Raw genomic sequence first — 15,459 nt, 5'->3', positions numbered from 1 at the left:
GGTTGAGGAACGTGCGCGACAGCGGGTGCGTTGTGGCTGGTCGCGCAGTTCCTCAACCGGCGCCCCTGAAGGGGCGCTGCATCAAGCCGTTGTTGCATAAGTAGTGGCCGGCTTCTCCAGGACGATCATCTGGACGCCGTCCGCGCCCTTCGACGTGCCCACGGTCTCGTAGCCGACCCTCCTGTACAGCCTCAGGTTGCCCTCGCTGCGGTGGCCGGTGAAGAGGCGGAACTTCTTGGCGCCGCGCTCCTCGACCAGCGCGGACTCGGCCGCGCGCAGCAGCCTCGCGCCGATGCCGTGGCCCTGGAGGCGGGGGTGGACGCAGAGCTTCCCGATGGCCGCGGCGCCGTCCTCGGTGACCTTGCCGCGGACCGAGCCGACGACCTCCTCGCCGAGGCGGGCCACGAAGACGCAGTCGGCGGCGACCTCCTGGCGGACCGAGTCCAGACTCTGCACGAGCGGGTCGATGCGGTAGTTGCCGTACAGCGCCGCCTCGCTCTGGAAGCACAGGTACTGGAGCCTGAAGATCTGCTCCGCATCATGCTCGGTCGCCACCGAGATGGTCACGCTCATGCCCATGTGCGCACGCCTCCCGCTCACCTGATCACCTGTCGTTCTCACTCCTATCCCCCCACTTCGCGGCCCGCAACCTCCGGCGTCAACAATCGGCGCAGACATCCCAGACATCTGGAACGTTCCGGTCCCAGGTTGCCCTGTGAGATACCCAACTCCCCCGCGACCTCCCGGTATGTGAGGTCCCGCGAGGAGAACAGGCTCTGGAGGAGGCGGGGGCAGCGACCGGGGAGGCGGGCAACCGCGGCGCGCAGGGCGCGCTGGTGAGCGGCGGCGAGGGCGAGTTGCTCCGGGCCGGCCGCGGTGAGATCGACGGGTTCGGTGCCGTAGGGGCGTTCGTGGCGTGCTCTGCGGCGGGTGCGGCGGGACTCCGCCCGGACGGCCCGGCGCAGCCAGTCCTCGGGGGCGCGGGGCGGCCCGTGGGTCTCCAGGCGCTCCAGGAGGCGGAGCCAGACGGTCTGCTCCAGGTCGCCGGGGTCGTTCCCCGAGGCATGTGCCTCGGCACGGGCCTCGGCGGTGAGCAGCGGGCGCAGGGCGGCGACCAGGTCGTGCGTCATGTGCGGAACGACGAGGCCGCCCCGGGGCAGGTTGCCGGGACGGCCGGGAGACACCTCGAACGGGGTGCCGGTGCTCAGCCGTTGACGAAGTCGGCGCGGGCCAGCAGGGCGGTGTCGGCGTTGTCGGTGAAGACACCGTCGATGCCCGTCGCGAAGTACGCCTGGAAGACGGGGAAGACGTCGCCGTAGGCGTCCGCGGCGCCGCCCTTGCGGAAGGCCGGCGGCAGGAACGGGTTCTCGTTGCGCATGGTGTAGGGATGGAGGACCAGGCCCACCTTGTGCGCGTCCGCGACCAGCGTGCTCGGCGCGGTGAAGTCGCCGTTCGCGTCCTTGGGGATGATCAGGTCGAGGGTCGGGCCGATGCCCTGCGCGTAACCGGCGATCTCCCGCAGGCCCTTCGGCGTGATCAGGTCGGCGACCGTGCGCGGGTCACCGGTGGCCACGAAGTCGTAGGGCCGGGTGTTCGCGGCGGACAGCAGCACGACCAGCGGGTTGTCGACCAGGGTGTTCAGGCGCTGGATGCTGGTCGGCTCGAAGGACTGCAGGATGACCGGCGAGTTCCGCTTGTCCTTGCCGTACTTGCGCAGCAGCTTGGCGACCCGCTCCTCGAGGCCGAGGCCGAGCCCGCGGAAGTAGGTGGGGTGCTTGGTCTCGGGGTAGATCCAGACCTGCTTGCCGCGCCTGCGGGTCTGCTCGTCCTGCCACTTGAGGACTTCCTCGAAGGTGGGGATCTCCCAGCGGCCGTTGTAGAGCGTGTTGTGCGGGCGGTTGGCCGGGATGCGCTCGACCGCGCGCAGCGTCTTCAGCTCGGCGAGCGTGAAGTCCTCGGTGAACCAGCCGGTCGTGGGGACGCCGTCCAGCGTCTTGGTGGCCTTGCGGTCGGCGAACTCCTTGTGGTCGGCGACGTCCGTGGTGCCGCCGATCTCCGGCTCGTGACGGCAGACCAGGTGGCCGTCCTTGGTGGGGACCAGGTCGCCGGCCTCGACGACGTCGGCACCGAGGTCGAGGGCCAGGTCGTAGGAGCCGAAGGTGTGCTCCGGGCGGTAGCCGCTGGAGCCGCGGTGTCCGATGACGGTCGGCTTCGGCAGGCTCTTGAGCCCGCCGCCGTGTCCGGTCTGCTTCGCCTCGGCCGCTCTGGCGGCGCCGGGCAGTCCGAGGACCGCACCGCCGGCGCCGAGGACCGCGGCCCCGAGCAGCGCCCGCCGCCCCGTCATGCCGTTCGCCTGGGTCCGCTCGTTCGATTCGTTGCTGTCCATGAGCGCTCTCCTGCCGTCCGCCCGTTCGAATGCGCGCCGATCGTAGGGGTGCGGACGTGACCGACGGGAGACCGCCGGCCCAACGGCCGGGTGACGCCGTATGGCTGGTGGACGGCGGGCATGACGGTCCGTCGGCGATTTCCGTCACATGGCCGCCGCTCGGTGGACACGTGCCTTCGGGACGCCACCGCAGGTAAACCAGCGTCAACACTACGTAAGACCTCGGTGAACCGGCCGTACCCGATGTGCGCTTCCCACGGAGCCGCGAGTAATGTCCTCACCTGCACAGACTCATACCGCCCCTCGACATCGGAGGACCCGTTGTCCCGCTTCGCGCTCATCAAGGCAGTGCTCGGACCGATCATGCGCCTGATGTTCCGCCTCCGGGTGGAAGGCGTGGAGCAGATCCCGGGGGACGGTCCGGTCATCCTCGCCGGCAACCACCTGACCTTCATCGACTCGATGATCCTGCCGCTGGTCAGCAAGCGGCAGGTGTTCTTCATCGGCAAGGACGAGTACGTCACCGGGAAGGGCCTCAAGGGCCGTCTGATGGCGTGGTTCTTCACCGGTGTCGGCATGATCCCGGTGGACCGGGACGGCGCGAGCGGCGGGGTCGCCGCGCTGATGACCGGCAAGCGGGTCCTGGACGAAGGCAAGATCTTCGGGATCTACCCGGAGGGCACCCGCTCCCCCGACGGCCGGCTGTACCGGGGCCGGACCGGCATCGCGCGGCTGACGCTGATGACCGGCGCGCCCGTGGTGCCGTTCGCGATGATCGGCACGGACAAGCTCCAGCCCGGCGGCAAGGGCATGCCGCGACCCGGCAGGGTGACCGTGCGGTTCGGCGAGGCGATGGAGTTCTCCCGGTACGAGGGCATGGACCGGGACCGCTATGTGCTGCGGGCCGTGACCGACTCCGTGATGGCGGAGGTCATGCGGCTGTCCGGTCAGGAGTACGTGGACATGTACGCCACGAAGGCGAAGGCCGCCTGAGCACGGGTGAGCGTCTGACACTCTTTCGGGGGATGGGCACGGACCGTTGGTCCGTGCCCTTTTGTCTGCCCTTTTGTCTGCCATCCGCCTGACGTCCGAGCGGGATTGTCAGGCGTCCGCCTGCCGGTGGAATCTGGCCCGACACTTCGGTCATTCCTTCGCATTTACCGGCCATATGAGCACACAGCATGTCTTATTTAGATATGCAGAAACCTTCTCGGCGTACCCTGCTCCGTGTTCCGTTCGCTGCCGCAGGCGCGGGGCTCCTGGCGTCATGTTCCGACTCCGGCTCCGAACCCCGCTCCGGCCCGCAGCACACGGCCGGCACCGCAGCGTTCGTCCCCCAGGGACCCAAGGGGTATGTCAACCCGTCGGACCCGGAGGTGCTCGCGGCCGAGCGCAGGCGCGGATCCGGGCCGGTGCGCATGGTCAGGTTGACGGCCTCCGAGAGCACGCTGGACCTGGGCGGACGGTCCGTGCACAGCTGGGCGTACAACGAGTCGGTGCCGGGGCCGCTGGTACGCGTCACCGCGGGAGACGTGCTGAGCCTGACCCTCAGCAACCGGCTGGCCGAGAAGACCACTCTGCACGCCCACGGGGTGCGGCTGCGCTGCGACATGGACGGCGCGCCGGACCTCACCCAGGCGCCCATCGCGCCGGGCGCGGACTTCGTCTACCGCTTCACCGCCGCCCATCCGGGGACGTACCTGCTCCACTCGCACGTCGGCATGCAGCCCGACCGCGCCCTGTACGCGCCGTTCATCGTCGACGATCCGAAGGAACCGCTCAAGTACGACAAGGAATGGATCGTCGTCCTGGACGACTGGCTCGACGGCATCGAGGGCTCCAGCCCCGAGCAGGTGCTCGAACAGCTCAAGCCGGGCGGTGGCATGAAGATGGGGACAGGGATGGGGATGGGGATGGGCCCGGCCCATCACAGCCCGGGCCCGCACGGATCGCCGAGTGCTTCCGCGTCGCGGTCCGGTTCGCCGTCGGCGACCCGGTCACCGTCGGGGACACCGTCCAGGGTCAGGCGCGCGCTGGGTACCGACCGGGTGCTGCGTGACTCCCACAGCCGCCTGCTCCACGGTGAGGGCGGCAACGTCGCCTATCCCCACTACCTGATCAACGGACGGCTGCGCACCGACCCCTCCGTCTTCCGCTGCCGCCCCGGCGACCGCATCCGGATCCGCATCATCAACGCGGGCTCCGAGACGGCGTTCCGGGTGGCGCTCGGCGACCACCCCATGACGATCACCCACACCGACGGCTATCCCGTGCAGCACAAGCGCACCGACGCGCTGCTCATCGGCATGGCCGAGCGGTACGACGTGCTGGTCACCGCCAAGGACGGGGTCTTCCCGCTGGTCGCGCTCGCCGAGGGCAAGAAGGGCAAGGGGGTCGCGATCCTGCGGACCGACAAGGGCAGAAACCTTCCCGCGCCGGACGCCCGTCCGGACGAGCTGGACCGCGAGATCGTGCCGGCGCGCCGGCTGCTGCCGGCCGACTCCGTCGCCATGGACGACCGGGTTCCCGACCGCGATCTGCGGATCAGGATCACGGGCACGATGCAGCGTTATGACTGGGGGTTCGACCACAAGCCGTACGACGTGCGGGAACGGCATGCGGTGCGGGCCGGGGAGCGGGTGCGGCTGACGCTCCTCAACGCGACCGACATGTGGCATCCGATGCACCTGCACGGGCACACGTTCTCGGTCAACGGGATCAGCTCGACCGGGGCGCGCAAGGACACCACGATCGTGCTGCCGCACCGCAAACTGGTGCTGGACTTCGACGCCGACAACCCCGGGTTGTGGATGCTGCACTGTCACAACCAGTACCACTCGGAGAGCGGGATGATGACGGTGCTGGGGTACAAGAGGTGAGCTGGGCTCCTTACGGGGCGCTCTCCAGCCGCTGGTCTCGGAGCAGGAACCACGCTGCCGCCGCCGTCGCGAGGAGGACCGCCGCTCCCGCACCCGATGCCAGGTGGAGTCCGTGCACGAAGGAGTCGCGGGCCGCTGTCAGCATGTCGGCCGCCGTCGGCGAGGGCATGCTCTTCGCCGCCTCCACCGCCGCTCCGAGGGACTCGTGGGCGGCGGCCGGGGTGCCCGTGGGTCCCGGGAAGCCGCGGTAGACGCCCATCACGATCGAACCGAGCAGGGCGATGCCCAGCGCCGCACCCAGTTCGTACGCCGTCTCGGAGACCGCGGAGGCGGCGCCCGCCTGGTTCCTGGGGACGCTGGAGAGGATCACGTCCGCCGTGACCGTGAAGGAGAAGCCCGCGCCGACGCCGACCACCAGGAGGGCGGCACCGAGAACCGGGTAACCGGTGGACCGGGACAGAGTCGTCAGCGCGGCCAGGGCCACGCCCACGGCCGCCAGGCCGCCGGAGACCACCAGCCGGACCGAGTGGCGGCGGGCCGCCCGGCCGGCCACCAGGCCCGCCCCCACCGCGCCGACGGCGGCGGGGAGCTCGGCCAGGCCGGCCTCGAACGGAGACCTGCCCTGCACCAGTTGCAGGTACTGGGAGAGGAAGAACACCAGGCCCGACATGCCGAGCACGGTCAGCAGGTCGGCCAGCACGGCGCCACTGAAGCCGCGGCTGCGGAACAGCCGCATGTCCAGCAGGGGCTTGGGCATGGTGAGCTGGCGGCGGACGAACCCGTGGAGGGCGGCGGCGCCGAGCACGGCGGCCGCCGCGGTGACCGCGGTGAGACCGTGGGCCGCCGCCTCCTTCACCGCGTAGACGAGGGCGATCATGCCGACCAGCGACAGGACGACGCTGATCAGGTCCCAGGGTCCGGGGTCGGGGTTGCGGGACTCGGGAAGCGTCCGGACGCCGACGAGGACCAGGACCACCATCACCGGCAGGTTGATCAGGAAGACCGAGCCCCACCAGAAGTGTTCGAGCAGGAAACCGCCGACGATCGGCCCGACGGCGGTACCGGCCGAGGCCGCCGCGCCCCAGACACCGACGGCGAGACTGCGCTCACGCGGGTCGTGGAAGAGGTTGCGGATCAGGGCGAGGGTCGCCGGCATCAGGGTCGCGCCCGCGACACCCAGCAGGGCCCGGGCGGCGATCATCATCCCGGGTGTGGTCGCGTAGGCGTTCAGTACGGATATCGCGCCGAACACGGTGGCGCCGCACAGCAGGATCCGCTTGCGGCCGATGCGGTCGCCGAGACTGCCCATGGAGACCAGCAGACCGGCGATGACGAACGAGTAGACGTCACCGATCCACAGCAGCTGGGTGCCGGACGGGTCGAGGTCCTCGCTGATGTAAGGGGTCGCGAGGCCGAGGACGGTGGCGTCGACGGCCACAAGCAGCACGGCGAGCACGAGCACGCAGAGCGCGAGCCACCGGCCCGGGCGCTTCTCCGTCTCCGTGGCGGCCGCCGGCCGCAGGGCGCTGGTCATGATTCCTCTCTTCTTCGTGCGCCGCCGAGCAGCAGCTCGACGATCATGTGGGTGAAGTCCTTGCGGGCGACGCGGCCCTCGGAGACCGCCCAGGCGGCGGAGGCCAGCAGGCCGTACAGCGCCTCGGTGAGCCAGGCCGGGGTGAGGTCGATGCGGAACTCGCCGCTCTGCTGCCCGCGCCGGAAGAGGGCCGCGACGCGGTCGTCGATCCGGGTCCAGCCCGCGTTCTGCCCATCGCCCTCGAACAGCTGGTTCTCGGTGTAGAGGAAGGCCAGCAGCCCGGCGGCCGGTTCGATCTCGCGGACCAGGCGGTGCACGGCGTCGGCCGCCGGGCCCTCGTCGAGGCGGGCCGCGTCCAGCGCCGCCTCGCACTCCGCGATGCCGAGCGCCTCCAGCGCGCGGACCAGCGCGTCGCGGCCCGCGAAGTGACGGTGCAGCGTGGCCCGGCTGATCCCGGCGGCCCTGGCGACCTCGTCCATGGTCGCCGTGGATTTACGGGTCAGCAGGGCGGCCGCGCTGCGCAGGACGTGGTCACGATCGAGGGCCATGAGACAAGAGTAGTCCATCTGAGACAGATCTGTCTCAATGTGGGCATGCGTGGCTCACAGGGGGTGGCTCATGGTGCCAGCCGCGGGGTGTTCGGGGAACTCTGTCGGCTCAGTGCCAGGGCAGGCTGCCGCGGTGCTCCCAGTAGGCGCGGGGGTCCTCGGCGAGGGCGGCGAGGCGGGTCAGCTGGTTCTCGTCCAGGTCGACCACGGCCGCGTGCAGGTTGGAGTCCAGCTGGCCGAGTGTCGCCGCGCCGGAGAGGACGACTCCGGCCCAGGGCCGGCGCAGTACGAACGCGAGCGCCACGGCGTCGCAGCCGAGGCCGGTCTCCTCGGCCACGGCGCGTACGGCGTCGGGGGCGTGCGGGGCGGCGAGGCGGCCGTTGGCCATGCCCTCCTTCACGATCACCGTCAGTCCGGCGTCGTGCGCCTCGGCCAGGGCGGGGGCCGCCGAGGTCTCCAGGGCGTTGAACGTCGACTGGACCGTACGGAAGAGGGGCTCGCCGTCGACCGTGACGGCGAGGGCGGCCCGGATGGCGTCGGCCTGGGCCGGGCCGCTCGTGGAGAAGCCCACGGTGAGGCCGCCGGCCGCCGCTTCGGCGAGGCGCGCGTGGAGTTCCTTGTCGGTGAGGGCGGGACTGTCCGGGGTCACCGAGTGGATCTGGTAGAGGTCGAGTCGGTCGCCGAGGAGTTCCGCGGTCTCGGCGCGCTGGCGGTCGTAGGTCTCGACGCTGTGGTCCTTGACCTCGTGCTGCTCGGCGTCCGTGGTCCAGTCGGCGGTGTAGGTGTAGCCCCACTTGCTGCCGACGACCACGTCGGTGAGGTCCGGGCGGGCCTTGAGCCAGTCGGCGAGGAACTCCTCGCTGCGGCCGTAGGAGCGGGCGACGTCGAAGTAGCGGACGCCCTGGGCGTAGGCGGCGTCGAGGAGTTCGTGGGTGCGGGTGCGCAGGGCCTCTACGCTGCGGTTCTCGCCGAGGTCGGCTTCGCGGCCGAGGTTGATGTAGCCGGGGCGGCCGACCGCGGCGAGGCCCAGGCCGATGTGGCAGGTGGGGGTGGTTGCTGTTGCCAGTCGGGCGAAGGGCATCGCGGGTTCCGTTCGGTCGGCTGCATCGGTCCATTGACCAACGTAACCCGCGATGACCTTTGGTTCGCCGTTCAGCTCGGGCGGTTGATCGCGCCCTTACCCGCGCCCCTGACGGGGCGCTTTCGCCGTCGCCCATTCGTGCTGCTCCGCCACGTTCGTCTTCACCTCTGCCAGCTGGACGGCCACCGCGCTCGGGGCCGTGCCGCCGCGGCCGTTGCGGGAGGCGAGGGCACCGGGGACGTTGAGGACCGTGCGGACCTCAGGGGTCAGGTGGGAGCTGATCTTGGCGAACTGGTCGTCCGTCAGTTCGTCCAGCTCCTTGTTCTCGGCCTCCGCGGCCTTCACGCACTCGCCGGCGACCTCGTGGGCCACGCGGAACGGCACGCCCTGCTTGACCAGCCACTCGGCGATGTCGGTGGCGAGGGAGAAGCCCGCCGGGGCCAGTTCCTCCATGCGCTCGCGGTTGACGGTGAGGGTGGCCATCATGCCGGTGAAGGCGGGGAGCAGGACCTCCAGCTGGTCGCAGGAGTCGAAGACCGGCTCCTTGTCCTCCTGGAGGTCGCGGTTGTACGCGAGGGGCAGCGCCTTCAGGGTGGCCAGGAGACCGGTCAGGTTGCCGATCAGGCGGCCCGACTTGCCGCGCGCCAGCTCCGCGATGTCCGGGTTCTTCTTCTGGGGCATGATCGACGAGCCGGTGGAGAACGCGTCGTGCAGGGTCACGAAGGAGAACTCCTTCGTGTTCCAGATGATGACCTCCTCCGCGATCCGGGAGAGGTTCACACCGATCATCGCGGTGATGAAGGCGAACTCCGCCACGAAGTCGCGGGAGGCGGTGCCGTCGATGGAGTTGCCGACGCTGCCGTGCTCGAAGCCGAGGTCGGCCGCCACCGCCTCCGGGTCCAGGCCCAGGGAGGAACCGGCGAGCGCGCCGGAGCCGTAGGGGGAGACGGCCGTGCGCTCGTCCCACTGGCGCAGCCGCTCCGCGTCCCGGGACAGGGACTGGACGTGGGCCAGGACGTGGTGGGCGAAGAGGACCGGCTGGGCGTGCTGGAGGTGGGTACGGCCGGGCATCGCCGCGTCCGGGTGGGCCTCGGCGAGGCCGATCAGGGCGTCCTGGAGGTCGGCGATCAGGCCGCCGATGACGCGGGCGTGGTCGCGGAGGTACATCCGGAAGAGGGTCGCGACCTGGTCGTTGCGGGAGCGGCCGGCGCGGAGCTTGCCGCCGAGGTCGGGGCCCAGGCGTTCGAGGAGACCGCGCTCCAGGGCGGTGTGGACGTCCTCGTCGGCGATCGTGCCCACGAAGGAGCCGTCCGCGACGTCGGCCTCCAGCTGGTCGAGCCCCGCGATCATGCGCTGGAGCTCGTCCTCGGTGAGCAGGCCCGCCTTGTGCAGCACGCGGGCGTGGGCACGGGAACCGGCGATGTCGTAGGGCGCGAGCCGCCAGTCGAAGTGGACGGACGCGGACAGCTTCGCCAGGGCCTCGGCGGGACCGTCGGCGAAACGGCCGCCCCAGAGCCGTACGTCACCGCTGTTGCTGCTCACTTGCGTTGCTCCTAGAGAGGGTTGACGGGTGGCCCAGATCCTTGCAGATCTATGCCTGGTCTCGCTTGGCCGCGATCTTCGACGACAGGCTGTAGATGTCGATGAAGCCCTTGGCCGCGGCCTGGTCGAAGGTGTCGCCGGTGTCGTAGGTGGCGAGGTTGAAGTCGTAGAGGGAGGACTCGGAGCGGCGGCCGGTGACGACCGCGCGGCCGCCGTGCAGGGTCATCCGGATGTCGCCGGTGACGTGCTGGTTCGCCTCGTCGACGAACCCGTCCAGGGCGCGCTTGAGCGGGGAGAACCACTGGCCGTCGTAGACGAGTTCACCCCAGCGCTGTTCCACCTGCCGCTTGTAGCGGGCGAGTTCGCGCTCGACGGTGACGTTCTCCAGTTCCTGGTGGGCGGTGATCAGCGCGATCGCGCCCGGCGCCTCGTACACCTCGCGGGACTTGATGCCGACGAGGCGGTCCTCGACCATGTCGATGCGGCCGACGCCCTGGGCGCCCGCGCGCTCGTTGAGTTCCTGGATCGCCTGGAGCACGGTGACCGGTTTGCCGTCGATCGCGACCGGGACGCCCGCGTCGAAGGTGATGACCACCTCGTCGGCCTCGCGCGGGGTGGCCGGGTTCTGGGTGTACTCGTAGATGTCCTCGATCGGGCCGTTCCAGATGTCCTCCAGGAAGCCCGTCTCCACGGCGCGGCCGAAGACGTTCTGGTCGATGGAGTACGGGGACTTCCTGGTGGTCGCGATCGGCAGGTTCTTCGCCTCGCAGAAGGCGATGGCCCTGTCCCGGGTCATCGCGTAGTCGCGGACCGGGGCGATGCAGGTGAGGTCGGGGGCGAGGGCGACGATGCCGGCCTCGAAGCGGACCTGGTCGTTGCCCTTGCCGGTGCAGCCGTGGGCGACCGTGGTGGCGCCGTGCTTGCGGGCGGCGGCGACCAGGTGCTTCACGATCGCCGGCCGGGAGAGCGCGGAGACCAGCGGGTAGCGGTCCATGTAGAGGGCGTTGGCCTTGATCGCCGGGAGGCAGTACTCCTCGGCGAACTCGTCCCTGGCGTCGGCGACCTCGGCCTCGACCGCCCCGCAGGCGAGCGCTCGCTTGCGGATGACGTCCAGGTTCTCGCCGCCCTGGCCGACGTCCACCGCGACGGCGATGACCTCGGCGTTCGTCTCCTCGGCGATCCAGCCGATGGCGACGGAGGTGTCCAGCCCGCCCGAGTAGGCGAGTACGACGCGCTCGGTCATGGGTCCCTCCTCACGTACATCCGCTTGCTATGCATGAGTATGCAGAGCCCTGCATGATTCGTCAATCGGCTGGGATCGCGGAACGGATTCTCAGAAAGCTTTGAACAAACGAAACCGCTTACCCGTACCCATGCCTGAACGCCGGCGCCGCGTTGGTAAACCCACCTCTGACCCAAGTGAGGCATCCGCATGTCCAGGGCTCTCCCGAAGTACAACAAGCGTCGTGTCGCGTTCATCGGCGGCGCCGCCGCGGTGGCGCTGTCCGGTGCGGTCATCGCCGGTTCGGCCCTGGCCGGAACGCCGGACAAGAGCAGCGACACCAGCAACGCCCGCACCTTCGCGGCCTCGCCCGGCACGATCACCTGCCCCGACGTCGCCTCCAAGCTGCCGGCGGTCCCCGCCACCGCGAAGGCGGAGGTCGACCGCAACCTCGCACTCCTGCAGACGCAGATCCAGGAGGCCAACAAGCGGCTGGTCGACACCGTGGGCCAGGGTGGACCCAACTTCGTGAACAACGCGATCCTCGGTCCCCTCAAGGACAAGCGGGTCGCGACCGTCAACCGGATCGCGACGGCGATCGGCCGTACGGCCGCCAAGCCGACCGGTCTGGACGCGCTGGCGGCGTGCACCCTGAACGCGGGCGGCACGAACACCGGTGCCGGTGCCGGCGCCGGCACCGGCACCGGCGCGGCGACGGGCTCGACCGCGGCTTCCGCCGCGCCCGGCACGGCGGCCAACCAGCAGCAGTCGACCGGCAACACCGGGGCGAACGCCGGCAACAGCGCGGTGGGCACGATCACCTGCCCCGACGTCGCCTCGAAGCTGCCGGCGATCCCGGCCACCGCGCAGGCGGAGGTCACCCGCAACCTCACGCTGCTCCAGACGCAGATCCAGGAGGCCAACAACCGGCTCCAGAGCACGGTCGGCCAGGGCGGCCCGAACTTCGTGCAGAACGCGATCCTCGGCCCGCTGGCGGACAAGCGGAAGTCGACCATCGACCGGATCGCCATCTCGATCGGCCGCACCGCCGCCAAGCCGACCGGCCTCGACTCCCTGGCCGCCTGCACGCTCACCAAGTGACGTGACAGGCAGCCGTGGCCGCCCCGCGTACAGCGCCGGCCGGGGCGGCCACGGTGAGGTCCGGCGACGGACGGCCCCGGCGCCGCGGTGCGCCCGGACGGCCCACCCGGACTGCCGTCGCCACTGCCTGCGGCTACGGTCTGGGCCATGCGCCCAGGCCTCGCCGTCGCCCTCGTCTCCGCCTCCCTGCTGCTGCTCGGTGCGGCTCCGGGGACCGAGGACCCCTCGCCACTGCCCGCCCTGATGGCCGACACCGGCGGCGGCAGCCAGCTGATCACCGCCGAGGCGTCCGCACCGAGTGCGACCTCCGGAGCCCTGACCTGGTGGGAGCGCCGGGACGGCGCGTGGGTGAAGGCGGGCTCCGCCGCCGCCCGGTTCGGGGCGAAGGGCCTGGTCGAGGGGGCCGGACGGAAGCAGGGCACCAACACGACCCCCACGGGGTTGTACGACCTCCCCTTCGGCTTCGGACTGCGGGCCGCGCCGACCGGGACGTCCGTCGAGTACCGCGCGGTGACGGCGGACTCCTGGTGGTGCCAGGACAACGACTCGGCCTCCTACAACCGTTGGACGGAGCCGCTGCCGGGTGACTGCCGGGCCGCGGAGTCGGAGCGGTTGTCGTCGTACACGACGCAGTACGCCTACGTGCTGGTGATCGGGTTCAACTACCACAAACCGGCGCGAGGCCGGGGGGCCGGAATCTTCCTGCATGTCAACGGGGCTGGGGCGACGGCCGGGTGTGTCTCGGTGCCCCAGGACGCGATGCGGCGGATCCTTCAGTGGGTCGATCCGAAGAAGGGGCCGCACATCGCCGTGGGGACCGTGACCGGGGCCACGGCGCTCACTCGCTACTGACCGCGGCTCCCCGCGTTTCTAGGGGGTCGCGGTCGCCGCCAGTTCCACCGTGAACGTGGTCGAGCCCGGGCGGCTCTCCAGAGTCACCGTCCCGCCGTGCGCCTCCACCACCGCCGCCACGATCGACAGTCCCAGGCCCGCTCCTGGCCCCGTCGCGTCCTGGCGGCGGCGGTGTTCCGCCCTGGTGAAGCGTTCGAAGACGCCCGGCTGGATGTCCGCCGGGATACCGGGGCCGTCGTCGTGGACGTGCAGGACCGCCCGCTCGCCGTCGGTCTCCAGGGTCACCGTCACCTTCGTGCCGGCCGGCGTGTGCAGGCGGGCGTTGGCCAGCAGGTTGGCCAGCACCTGGTGCAGACGGTGGGTGTCGCCCGGGACCGTGACCGGGTCCTCCGGAAGGTCCAGGGACCAGCGGTGGTCCGGGCCGGTGGCGCGGGCGTCCGTCACCGCGTCCAGGACCAGGCGGGTGAGGTCCACCGGGTTGCGTTCGAGGGGACGGCCCGCGTCCAGGCGGGCCAGCAGGAGGAGTTCGTCGACCATCTCGCCCATGCGCGCGGACTCGGCGGCGATGCGTTCCAGGGCCCGGGTGATCTCGGGCGGCACCGGGCCCGGGTGGAACAGGGCCAGTTCCGCGTGGCCGCGGACCGAGGCGACCGGGGTGCGCAGTTCGTGGCTGGCGTCGGCGGCGAAGGTGCGCAGGCGTTCCTCGCTCGCGTGGCGTTTGGTGAGGGCGTCCTCGACATGGCCGAGCATGCGGTTGAAGGCGGTGGCCACCCGGCCGACCTCGCCGCGGGGGTCGGACTCGGGAGCCCGGGGCGGCAGTGCCACCTCGCCGCTGGCGAGGGGGAGCTCGCTGACCCTGGTGGCGGTGGCCGCGACCCGGCTCAGGGGGCGCAGCGACCAGCGGACCCAGAAGGCGCCGGCCACCCCGGCCACGGCCAGGGCGAAGCCGAAGACCACCGCGGCGACCATTTCCAGGCGGTGCACGGTGGCGTGCACCGGCTCCAGGGGCAGACCGGTCATCAGGACGTCGCCGTCGAGGCCGGTCCAGACCATGAGCCGGTAGTCGCCGATCGACCGCAGCCGGACGGTGTGCGCCCTGCCGTCCGCCGGCACCTCGGCCAGGGTCGCCCGGTCGCGTGCGGTGAGCCCGACGGTGAGGTCCGGATCGTCGTCGGCCGGGATCAGGGCCGCGTTGGTGACCCGGCCGCCGACCAGGCGTGCGCCGAAGGTACCGGAGGCCTGGCGGCGGGTGTCGCCGCGCTCGTCGCCGTCCCGGTCGCTGGGCCTGTAGCTGCCGTGTTCCAGGGACTGCGGGAAGCTCGGCCCGCTCTGCTGCAGCTGCTGGTCGACGCGGCCGGTGAGGAAGCCGTTCAGCTCGACCACCGCGGCCACCCCGACGGCCGCGCAGCTCACCGCCAGCAGCACGACCAGGCCCGCGGTGAGACGGGCCCGCAGGGTGCGGGGGAAACGGGGGCGGAGCGGGTGCCGCAGCCGTCGCAGGGGATTCACCTGGTCACCGGCTTGAGGACGTAGCCCGCGCCGCGCACCGTGTGGATCATGGGTTCGCGGCCCGCGTCCACCTTCTTGCGCAGGTAGGAGATGTACAGCTCGACGACGTGGGCCCGGCCGCCGAAGTCGTAGGACCAGACCCGGTCGAGGATCTGGGCCTTGCTGAGGACGCGGCGCGGGTTGCGCATCAGGAAGCGGAGGAGTTCGAACTCGGTCGGGGACAGCTCGATCAGTTCACCCGCCCGGGTGACCTCGCGGGCCTCCTCGTCCATGGTGAGGTCGCCGACCGTGAGCCGGGGCCCGTCCTCCTGCTGGCGGGCCATGCCGGCGCGGCGCAGCAGGCCGCGCAGCCGGGCGACGACCTCCTCCAGGCTGAACGGCTTGGTGACGTAGTCGTCGCCGCCCGCGGTGATACCGGCGATCCGGTCCTCGACGGCGTCCCGGGCGGTGAGGAAGAGCACACAGACGTCCGGCTTGACCCGGTGCAGGGAGCGCAGCACGGCGAAGCCGTCGGTGTCCGGGAGCATCACGTCGAGGACGACCGCGTCCGGCATCAGCTCCTGTGCCACGGTCAGCGCGGTCGCGCCGTCGCCCGCGGCGCGGACCTGCCAGCCCTCGTAGCGCAGGGCGCCGGTGAGCACCTCCGCGAGGTCGGGGTCGTCGTCGACGACGAGGACGCGCAGCGGGGTGCCGTCGGGTCGGGTGAGGGCGGGGCGGCCGGAGCGGGTGGTGTTCATCGCGTCTACCAGCATCTCTCGTCCGGGCGGCGAGCAGTGCCCCGCGGTGCTCTGAGTTTTCTCTGAGT

General features: G+C 71.1%; 14 protein-coding genes. 4 read left to right on the top strand and 10 right to left on the bottom strand.

The window, feature by feature from the left end; translation table 11 throughout:
• Window positions 1–81: 81 nt before the first annotated feature.
• From ABZ646_RS08810 to ABZ646_RS08800, 3 genes are all read right to left on the bottom strand, one after another.
• On the bottom strand, window positions 82–579 hold the full coding sequence (locus tag ABZ646_RS08810; RefSeq protein WP_360514707.1) for a GNAT family N-acetyltransferase: 498 nt from the start codon (window positions 577–579) through the stop codon (window positions 82–84).
• A gap of 44 nt (window positions 580–623) precedes the next feature.
• The gene (locus tag ABZ646_RS08805) at window positions 624–1,130 is read right to left on the bottom strand and encodes a sigma-70 family RNA polymerase sigma factor (RefSeq protein ID WP_360514698.1); all 507 of its coding nucleotides are present in this window, start codon (window positions 1,128–1,130) and stop codon (window positions 624–626) included.
• 74 nt (window positions 1,131–1,204) lie between these two features.
• Entirely contained in the window at window positions 1,205–2,386 is a 1,182-nt protein-coding gene (locus tag ABZ646_RS08800; RefSeq protein WP_360514695.1) for a glycerophosphodiester phosphodiesterase, read from the bottom strand.
• 321 nt (window positions 2,387–2,707) lie between these two features.
• Between ABZ646_RS08800 and ABZ646_RS08795 the strand changes: the two genes are divergently transcribed.
• A complete protein-coding gene (locus tag ABZ646_RS08795) occupies window positions 2,708–3,379 on the top strand; it encodes a lysophospholipid acyltransferase family protein (protein WP_360514692.1) in 672 nt (223 codons plus the stop codon).
• Window positions 3,380–3,582: 203 nt separating this feature from the next.
• Entirely contained in the window at window positions 3,583–5,265 is a 1,683-nt protein-coding gene (locus ABZ646_RS08790) for a multicopper oxidase family protein (RefSeq protein ID WP_360514689.1), read from the top strand.
• A 10-nt stretch (window positions 5,266–5,275) separates the two neighbouring features.
• Here the strand turns inward: ABZ646_RS08790 and ABZ646_RS08785 are convergent, their stop codons facing one another.
• The 5 genes from ABZ646_RS08785 to ABZ646_RS08765 all read right to left on the bottom strand — a co-directional run bounded on the left by ABZ646_RS08785 (window position 5,276) and on the right by ABZ646_RS08765 (window position 11,213).
• Complete coding sequence (locus ABZ646_RS08785) at window positions 5,276–6,799, bottom strand: MFS transporter (RefSeq protein ID WP_360514686.1); 1,524 nt, start codon at window positions 6,797–6,799, stop codon at window positions 5,276–5,278.
• Entirely contained in the window at window positions 6,796–7,347 is a 552-nt protein-coding gene (locus ABZ646_RS08780; RefSeq protein ID WP_360514683.1) for a helix-turn-helix domain-containing protein, read from the bottom strand. The genes ABZ646_RS08785 and ABZ646_RS08780 overlap by 4 nt, the downstream gene beginning before the upstream one ends.
• 109 nt (window positions 7,348–7,456) lie before the next feature.
• Window positions 7,457–8,428 (bottom strand): aldo/keto reductase, encoded by a 972-nt coding sequence (locus ABZ646_RS08775; protein ID WP_360514680.1) that lies wholly within the window; start codon window positions 8,426–8,428, stop codon window positions 7,457–7,459.
• A 96-nt stretch (window positions 8,429–8,524) separates the two neighbouring features.
• Window positions 8,525–9,970: an argininosuccinate lyase gene (gene argH / locus ABZ646_RS08770; RefSeq protein WP_360514678.1), complete on the bottom strand. Its 1,446-nt coding sequence runs from the start codon at window positions 9,968–9,970 to the stop codon at window positions 8,525–8,527.
• 49 nt (window positions 9,971–10,019) lie between these two features.
• Window positions 10,020–11,213, bottom strand: coding sequence for an argininosuccinate synthase (locus ABZ646_RS08765; protein WP_360514676.1), 1,194 nt, complete (start codon window positions 11,211–11,213; stop codon window positions 10,020–10,022).
• Between the two features lie 189 nt (window positions 11,214–11,402).
• Between ABZ646_RS08765 and ABZ646_RS08760 the strand changes: the two genes are divergently transcribed.
• Together ABZ646_RS08760 and ABZ646_RS08755 are read left to right on the top strand one after the other, a co-directional pair.
• Window positions 11,403–12,293 (top strand): hypothetical protein, encoded by an 891-nt coding sequence (locus ABZ646_RS08760; protein WP_360514673.1) that lies wholly within the window; start codon window positions 11,403–11,405, stop codon window positions 12,291–12,293.
• 147 nt (window positions 12,294–12,440) lie between these two features.
• Entirely contained in the window at window positions 12,441–13,145 is a 705-nt protein-coding gene (locus ABZ646_RS08755; RefSeq protein WP_360514670.1) for a L,D-transpeptidase family protein, read from the top strand.
• An 18-nt stretch (window positions 13,146–13,163) separates the two neighbouring features.
• Here ABZ646_RS08755 and ABZ646_RS08750 read toward each other — a convergent pair whose 3' ends face one another.
• Window positions 13,164–14,654: a HAMP domain-containing sensor histidine kinase gene (locus ABZ646_RS08750; protein WP_360514667.1), complete on the bottom strand. Its 1,491-nt coding sequence runs from the start codon at window positions 14,652–14,654 to the stop codon at window positions 13,164–13,166.
• Window positions 14,651–15,391 carry a response regulator transcription factor gene (locus ABZ646_RS08745; RefSeq protein ID WP_360514704.1) on the bottom strand — a complete coding sequence of 247 codons (741 nt, stop codon included), beginning with the start codon at window positions 15,389–15,391 and terminating at the stop codon, window positions 14,651–14,653. Before ABZ646_RS08745 ends, ABZ646_RS08750 begins: the two co-directional genes overlap by 4 nt.
• Window positions 15,392–15,459 lie beyond the last annotated feature (68 nt).

This window comes from Streptomyces sp. NPDC007162 (assembly GCF_040634175.1).
Lineage (GTDB): Bacteria > Actinomycetota > Actinomycetes > Streptomycetales > Streptomycetaceae > Streptomyces.
The sequence above is the reverse complement of the archived record's forward strand: the minus strand, read 5'-3'. Positions and strand labels throughout refer to the sequence as shown.